At 70.7% G+C, this 6,627-nt stretch carries 6 protein-coding genes; all 6 read left to right on the forward strand.

Annotation, left to right across the window (positions count from 1 at the left end; all coding sequences use genetic code 11):
• The first annotated feature begins 4 nt into the window (after positions 1–4).
• The 6 genes from AB0C76_RS31550 (at position 5) to AB0C76_RS31575 (ending at position 6,363) form a co-directional block, all read left to right on the forward strand.
• The gene (locus tag AB0C76_RS31550) at positions 5–1,357 is read left to right on the forward strand and encodes a pitrilysin family protein (RefSeq protein ID WP_359972144.1); all 1,353 of its coding nucleotides are present in this window, start codon (positions 5–7) and stop codon (positions 1,355–1,357) included.
• A gap of 28 nt (positions 1,358–1,385) precedes the next feature.
• Positions 1,386–2,132, forward strand: coding sequence for a 4-hydroxy-tetrahydrodipicolinate reductase (gene dapB / locus AB0C76_RS31555; protein ID WP_359972146.1), 747 nt, complete (start codon positions 1,386–1,388; stop codon positions 2,130–2,132).
• A 25-nt stretch (positions 2,133–2,157) separates the two neighbouring features.
• Positions 2,158–2,637: a tetratricopeptide repeat protein gene (locus AB0C76_RS31560; RefSeq protein ID WP_359972148.1), complete on the forward strand. Its 480-nt coding sequence runs from the start codon at positions 2,158–2,160 to the stop codon at positions 2,635–2,637.
• Complete coding sequence (gene thyX / locus AB0C76_RS31565) at positions 2,634–3,365, forward strand: FAD-dependent thymidylate synthase (RefSeq protein WP_359972150.1); 732 nt, start codon at positions 2,634–2,636, stop codon at positions 3,363–3,365. Before AB0C76_RS31560 ends, thyX begins: the two co-directional genes overlap by 4 nt.
• Before the next feature lie 240 nt (positions 3,366–3,605).
• Positions 3,606–4,505, forward strand: coding sequence for a 4-hydroxy-tetrahydrodipicolinate synthase (dapA, locus tag AB0C76_RS31570; protein WP_359972152.1), 900 nt, complete (start codon positions 3,606–3,608; stop codon positions 4,503–4,505).
• Between the two features lie 172 nt (positions 4,506–4,677).
• On the forward strand, positions 4,678–6,363 hold the full coding sequence (locus tag AB0C76_RS31575) for a ribonuclease J (RefSeq protein ID WP_359972154.1): 1,686 nt from the start codon (positions 4,678–4,680) through the stop codon (positions 6,361–6,363).
• Positions 6,364–6,627 lie beyond the last annotated feature (264 nt).

Consider the following 6,627-nt stretch of genomic DNA (forward strand, 5'->3'; position numbering starts at 1 on the left):
CCCCGTGGCCCAGGCCCCGGCCGCGAAGCAGCGCCCCGGCACCACCCGGACCCTGCTCAAGGGCGCCGACGGCGCCGGCACCGTGCGCCGCACCGTGCTCCCCGGCGGCCTGCGGGTCGTCACCGAGACCCTGCCGACGGTGCGCTCCGCCACCTTCGGCATCTGGGTCGGCGTCGGCTCGCGGGACGAGACCCCGCAGCTCAACGGCGCCACCCACTACCTGGAGCACCTGCTCTTCAAGGGCACCGAGCGGCGCAGCGCGCTGGACATCTCGGCCGCCCTGGACGCGGTCGGCGGCGAGATGAACGCCTTCACCGCGAAGGAGAACACCTGCTACTACGCCCGGGTCCTCGACACCGACCTGCCGCTCGCCATCGACGTGGTCTGCGACATGCTCACCGGCTCGCTCATCCGCACCGAGGACGTCGAGGCCGAGCGCGGCGTCATCCTCGAGGAGATGGCGATGGCCGAGGACGACCCGGGCGACGTCGTCCACGACCTGTTCGCCAAGGTGATCTTCGGCAGCGGCCCGCTCGGCCGCCCGATCCTCGGCACCCAGGAGACGATCAGGACGCTCACCCGGGACCAGATCGCCGGCTTCTACCGCCGCCGCTACCGGCCCGAGAACCTCGTCGTCGCCGCGGCCGGCAACCTCGACCACCGCAAGGTGGTCAAGCAGGTCGAGGAGGCCTTCGCACCGGTGCTCGCGGCCTCCTCCGCCGCTCCCGCCGAGGCCCGGCGCGGCGTCAAGGCGCTGCGCACGGCCGGCCGGGTCGAGGTGCTCAACCGCTCCACCGAGCAGGCCCACCTGGTGCTGGGCGTGCCCGGGGTGCCGCGGCACGACGAGCGCCGCTGGGCGATGGGCGTGCTCAACGCGGCCCTGGGCGGCGGGATGAGCTCCAGGCTCTTCCAGGAGGTCCGGGAGAAGCGCGGGCTCGCGTACTCGGTGTACTCCTACTCCTCGTCCTACGCGGACAGCGGCCTGTTCGGCATCTACGCCGGCTGCCAGCCCAAGCGGGTCGAGGAGGTGCTGCGGATCTGCCGCGCCGAGCTGGCGAAGGTGGTCGCCGAGGGCATCACCGAGGAGGAGCTCCAGCGCGCGATCGGCCAGATCTCGGGCTCCACCGTGCTCGGCATGGAGGACACCGGCTCGCTGATGAACCGGATCGGCAAGGCCGAGCTCAGCTACGGGCACCACCTGTCGGTGGACGACATGCTGGCGCGGATCGCGGCGGTGACCCTGGACGACGTCCAGGCCGTCGCCCGTGATGTGCTGGGCGCCTACCGGCCGTCGCTGGCGCTGATCGGACCGGTCAACGACAAGCGGGCCGCCAAGCTCGCCGATCTGCTGGTCTGAGACCGGCTGGTGTGAGAGGAACTTCGCTATGACGCTGCGTGTCGCCGTGATCGGCGCCAAGGGCCGGATCGGCTCCGAGGCCGTCAAGGCCGTCGAGGCCGCGCCGGACCTGGAGCTGGTGGCCGCGCTCGGCCGCGGCTCCGACCTGGCGGAGCTGACCCGGGCCGGTGCCCAGGTGGCGGTCGAACTGACCCACCCCGACTCGGTGATGGGCAACCTCGACTTCTGCCTGCACCACGGCATCCACGTGGTCACCGGCACCACCGGCTGGACCGAGGAACGCCTCGCCACCGTCCGCGGCTGGCTGGCCGACGCCCCGGAGCTCGGCCTGCTGATCGCGCCGAACTTCTCCGTCGGCGCCATCCTCGGCATGAAGTTCGCCCAGACGGCGGCCCGCTACTTCGAGTCCGTCGAGGTCGTCGAACTGCACCACGACCGCAAGGCCGACGCCCCCAGCGGCACCGCGACCCGCACCGCCCAGCTGATCGCCGCCGCCCGCGCCGAGGCCGGCCGCCCGCCGCAGCAGGACCCGACCACCCACAGCCTGCCCGGCGCGCGCGGTGCCGACGTCGACGGGGTGCCGGTGCACGCCGTCCGACTGCGCGGCCTGCTCGCCCACCAGCAGGTGATGTTCGGCGACACCGGTGAGACGCTCACCATCCGGCACGACTCGCTGCACCACAGCAGCTTCATGCCGGGCATCCTGCTGGGCGCCCGCAAGGTGGCCGACCATCCGGGGCTGACCTTCGGCCTCGAACACTTCCTGGACCTGTGACCGTGCCGACCCCCGGGAGTGTGCGATGACCTCGCGTACCGGCTTCTTCGTCCTCGCCGGCGTGCTGCTGCTGGTCGCGCTGATCTGCATCGGCGAGGGCGTCCAGCTGGTCGCCACCGGCAAGCCGCTCGGCATCGGCATCGGACTGTGCGCCTTCGTCATCCCGGTGATCGGCGTCTGGTTCCTGCGCCAGACCGTCCGCTTCGGCCGCGACAGCGAGCGGCTCGCCCGCGAGCTGGAGGCCGAGGGCGGCCTGCCGGTGGACGAGCTGAAGCGCACCAAGGGCGGCCGGATCGAGCGGGCCTCGGCCGACGCGGTGTTCGCCCGCCGCCAGGCCGAGGCCGAGGCCGCCCCGGGCGACTGGCGGGTCTGGTTCCGGCTGGCGGTGGCGTACGCCGACGCCGGGGACACCCCGCGCGCCCGCAAGACCATGCAGCACGCCATCCGGTTGCACCACCAGCACGACCGGCACGACAGCACCGAACCCGCAAGGAGTAACGCGTGAGCGACGAAACGACGGCCCCCCGGTTCCGCAGCGACGTCACGGTGGAGCTGGTCCGCAGCGCCGCCGCCGACTCGGACGTCATCTGGGCGGCCCGCGTCTCGACCGCGGGGGAGCAGTCCCTGGAGGCGCTCCAGGAGGACCCGGAGAAGTCGAAGGGCCTGATCAACTTCCTGATGCGCGACCGGCACGGCACGCCGTTCGAGCACAACTCGATGACCTTCTTCATCAGCGCGCCGATCTTCGTCTTCCGCGAGTTCCACCGCCACCGCAGCGGCTGGTCCTACAACGAGGAGTCCGGCCGCTACCGCGAGCTGGAGCCGGTCTTCTACGTCCCCGCCGAGGAGCGCAAGCTCGTCCAGCAGGGCCGCCCCGGCCGCTACGAGTTCGTCGAGGGCACCCCGGAGCAGCACAAGACCGTCACCGCGTCGATGGAGGCGGCCTACCGCGAGGCCTACGACCGCTACCAGGAGATGCTGGCGGCCGGCGTGGCCCGCGAGGTGGCCCGCGCGGTGCTGCCGGTCGGCCTGTTCTCCTCGATGTACGCGACCTGCAACTCCCGTTCGCTGATGCACTTCCTGTCGCTGCGCACCAAGCGGGAGAACTCGGCCGTGCCGTCCTTCCCGCAGCGCGAGATCGAGATGGTCGCCGAGCAGATGGAGGCGCAGTGGGCGCAGCTCATGCCGCTCACCCATGCGGCCTTCGAGAAGCACGGCCGGGTCGCGCCCTGACCTGCGGCGATGAGCATATGGGCAGAGTGTCGGGCATGTCTGGATTGCGGCTTTTCTAGCCGCTCCCTACATTCGTGAACACGGATTCCGGTGCTGCCTGAACCCCCGAGCACGCAGCACCGGAATCCCATGTCACCGCCGTGTCGCCGCCCGTTCCGGCCGCCCAGCCCCGCCGGACACCTGTCCGAACCATGGACCGGTGTGGTAGCCGCCCCACCGCCTACGAGTAGCTTTGGACGCATGGCTCCGACCTCCACCCCCCAGACGCCGTTCGGCCGGGTCCTGACCGCGATGGTCACCCCGTTCACCGCCGACGGCGGACTCGACCTCGACGGCGCCCAGCGCCTCGCCACGCACCTCGTCGACTCCGGCAACGACGGCCTCGTCGTCAACGGCACCACCGGCGAGTCCCCGACCACCAGCGACGCCGAGAAGGCCCAGCTCGTCCGTGCCGTGGTCGAGGCGGTGGGGGACCGCGCCCACGTCGTGGCCGGCGTCGGCACCAACGACACCCACCACAGCGCCGAACTGGCCCGCCAGGCCGAGTCGGCCGGAGCGCACGGCCTGCTCGTCGTCACGCCGTACTACAGCAAGCCCCCGCAGGAGGGCCTGTACCGGCACACCGTGCACATCGCCGACGCCACCGGGCTGCCGGTGATTCTGTACGACATCCCGGGCCGCAGCGGGGTGGCCCTGAGCCACGAGACGCTGGTGCGCCTCGGCGAGCACCCGCGGATCGTCGCCAACAAGGACGCCAAGGGCGACCTCGGCGCCGCCGCCTGGGCCATCGCCCGCTCGGACCTCGCCTGGTACTCCGGCGACGACATCCTCAACCTGCCGTTGCTGTCGGTCGGAGCCGCCGGCGTGGTGAGCGTCGTCGGGCACGTCGTGGCCGGCGAACTGCGTACGATGATCGACGCGTACCTGGCCGGCGATGTGGCCAAGGCCACGGCGATCCACCAGGGTCTGCTCCCGGTGTTCAGCGGTATGTTCCGCACCCAGGGCGTCATCCTCACCAAGGCCGCGCTGGACCTCCAGGGCCTGCCCGCCGGCCCGCTGCGGCTGCCGCTGGTCGGCGCGACGCCCGAGGAGATCGCGCAATTGAAGAAGGATCTCGCCGCAGGCGGGGTACACCTGTAACAGACAGAGACGTGCGCGCCCCCGGCTCGCCGGACCCTCACGGGCCCGCCGCTGGACCGGACCGAAGGCGCGAGAGCACAGACCCAGTAGGAACACACGACACTGAGTACGCACGCCATATGTCGCCGGGGGAGGACCCCGGGCATATGGCGTGCGTCGTGAGGAGAGTCTTTTGAGTCACCCGCACCCCGAACTCGGCGCGCCCCCCGCCCTGAAGGAGGGCGCCCTCCGTATCACTCCGCTCGGCGGCCTCGGTGAGATCGGCCGCAACATGACGGTCCTCGAGTACGGGGACCGCATCCTGATCGTCGACTGCGGCGTCCTCTTCCCCGAGGACGAGCAGCCCGGCGTGGACCTGATCCTCCCGGACTTCACCTACATCCGGGACCGGCTCGACAAGATCGACGGCATCGTCCTCACCCACGGGCACGAGGACCACATCGGCGCCGTCCCCTTCCTGCTCCGGGAGAACCCGGACATCCCGCTGATCGGCTCCAAGCTCACCCTCGCCCTGATCGAGGCCAAGCTCGCCGAGCACCGCATCCGGCCGTACGTGCTGGAGGTCAAGGAGGGCGAGCGCGAGCGCATCGGCCCCTTCGACTGCGAGTTCATCGCGGTCAACCACTCCATCCCGGACGCCCTCGCGGTGGCCGTGCGCACCCCGGCCGGCATGGTCGTCGCCACCGGCGACTTCAAGATGGACCAGCTGCCGCTCGACGGCCGCCTGACCGACCTGCCGACCTTCGCCAAGCTGGCGGAGGAGGGCATGGACCTGCTGCTGGTGGACTCCACCAACGCCGAGGTCCCCGGCTTCATCCCGCACGAGCGCGACATCTCGGCCGCCCTGCGCAACGTCTTCGCGAACGCCGACAAGCGCATCATCGTCGCCTCCTTCGCGAGCCACGTGCACCGCATCCAGCAGGTGCTGGACGCCGCGCACGAGTACAAGCGCAAGGTGGCCTTCGTCGGCCGCTCGATGGTCCGCAACATGGGCATCGCCCGCGACCTCGGGTACCTCAAGGTCCCCGGCAACATGGTCGTCGACGTCAAGCAGCTCGACGACCTGCCGGACAAGGAGGTCGTGCTGATCTGCACCGGCTCGCAGGGCGAGCCGATGGCCGCGCTGTCCCGGATGGCCAACCGCGACCACCAGATCCGCATCGTCGAGGGCGACACCGTCGTCCTGGCCTCGTCGCTCATCCCGGGCAACGAGAACGCCGTCTACCGCGTGATCAACGGCCTGACCCGCTGGGGCGCCAAGGTCGTGCACAAGGGCAACGCCAAGGTGCACGTCTCCGGCCACGCCTCGGCCGGCGAGCTGCTGTACTTCTTCAACATCTGCAAGCCGCGCAACCTGATGCCGGTCCACGGCGAGTGGCGCCACCTGCGGGCGGCCGCCGACCTGGGCATCGCCACCGGCGTCCCGCGCAACCGTGTGGTCATCGCCGAGGACGGCGTCTGCGTCGACCTGGAGAACGGCGTCGCCCGGATCGTCGGCAAGGTGCAGGCCGGATACGTCTACGTGGACGGCGCCTCGGTCGGCGACATCACCGAGGCCTCGCTCAAGGACCGCAAGATCCTCGGCGAGGAGGGCTTCATCTCGGTCTTCGTCGCCGTCGACTCGGCCAACGGCAAGATCGTGGGCGGCCCGACCATCCAGGCCCGCGGCTCCGGCATCGAGGACAACGCGTTCGGTCCGGTCGTCGCCAAGCTCCAGGAGGCCCTGGACCGCTCGGCGAGCGACGGCGTCCTCGAGCCCCGCCAGGTGCAGCAGCTCGTCCGCCGCACCATCGGCAAGTGGGTGGCGGACAACTACCGCCGCCGGCCGATGATCCTTCCGGTCGTCGTCGAGGTCTGAGCCCCTGAGGCTGGTTTGACGTGGGGCGGCCCGGTGCGTAGTGTTCTCCGGGTTGCCCCACGGGACGGCCCCAAGGAAGCCACTCGAATTCGAATTCGAGAAGGACCGAGGAAAACGGCCCGAGAAACTCTGGTAGAGTTCGGGAGCGCCGAAAGGCGAAAGCCGATCCGATGAATGAAACTCCGGAAAACGGAGCGGAAAACGTCTGATAAGCTGGAAACACGAAAGAACGAAGCGCCCGGAGGGCCCGCTGGAAGGCGGCTC

The sequence above is a fragment of the Kitasatospora sp. NPDC048722 genome (genome assembly GCF_040650235.1).
Taxonomy (GTDB): domain Bacteria; phylum Actinomycetota; class Actinomycetes; order Streptomycetales; family Streptomycetaceae; genus Kitasatospora.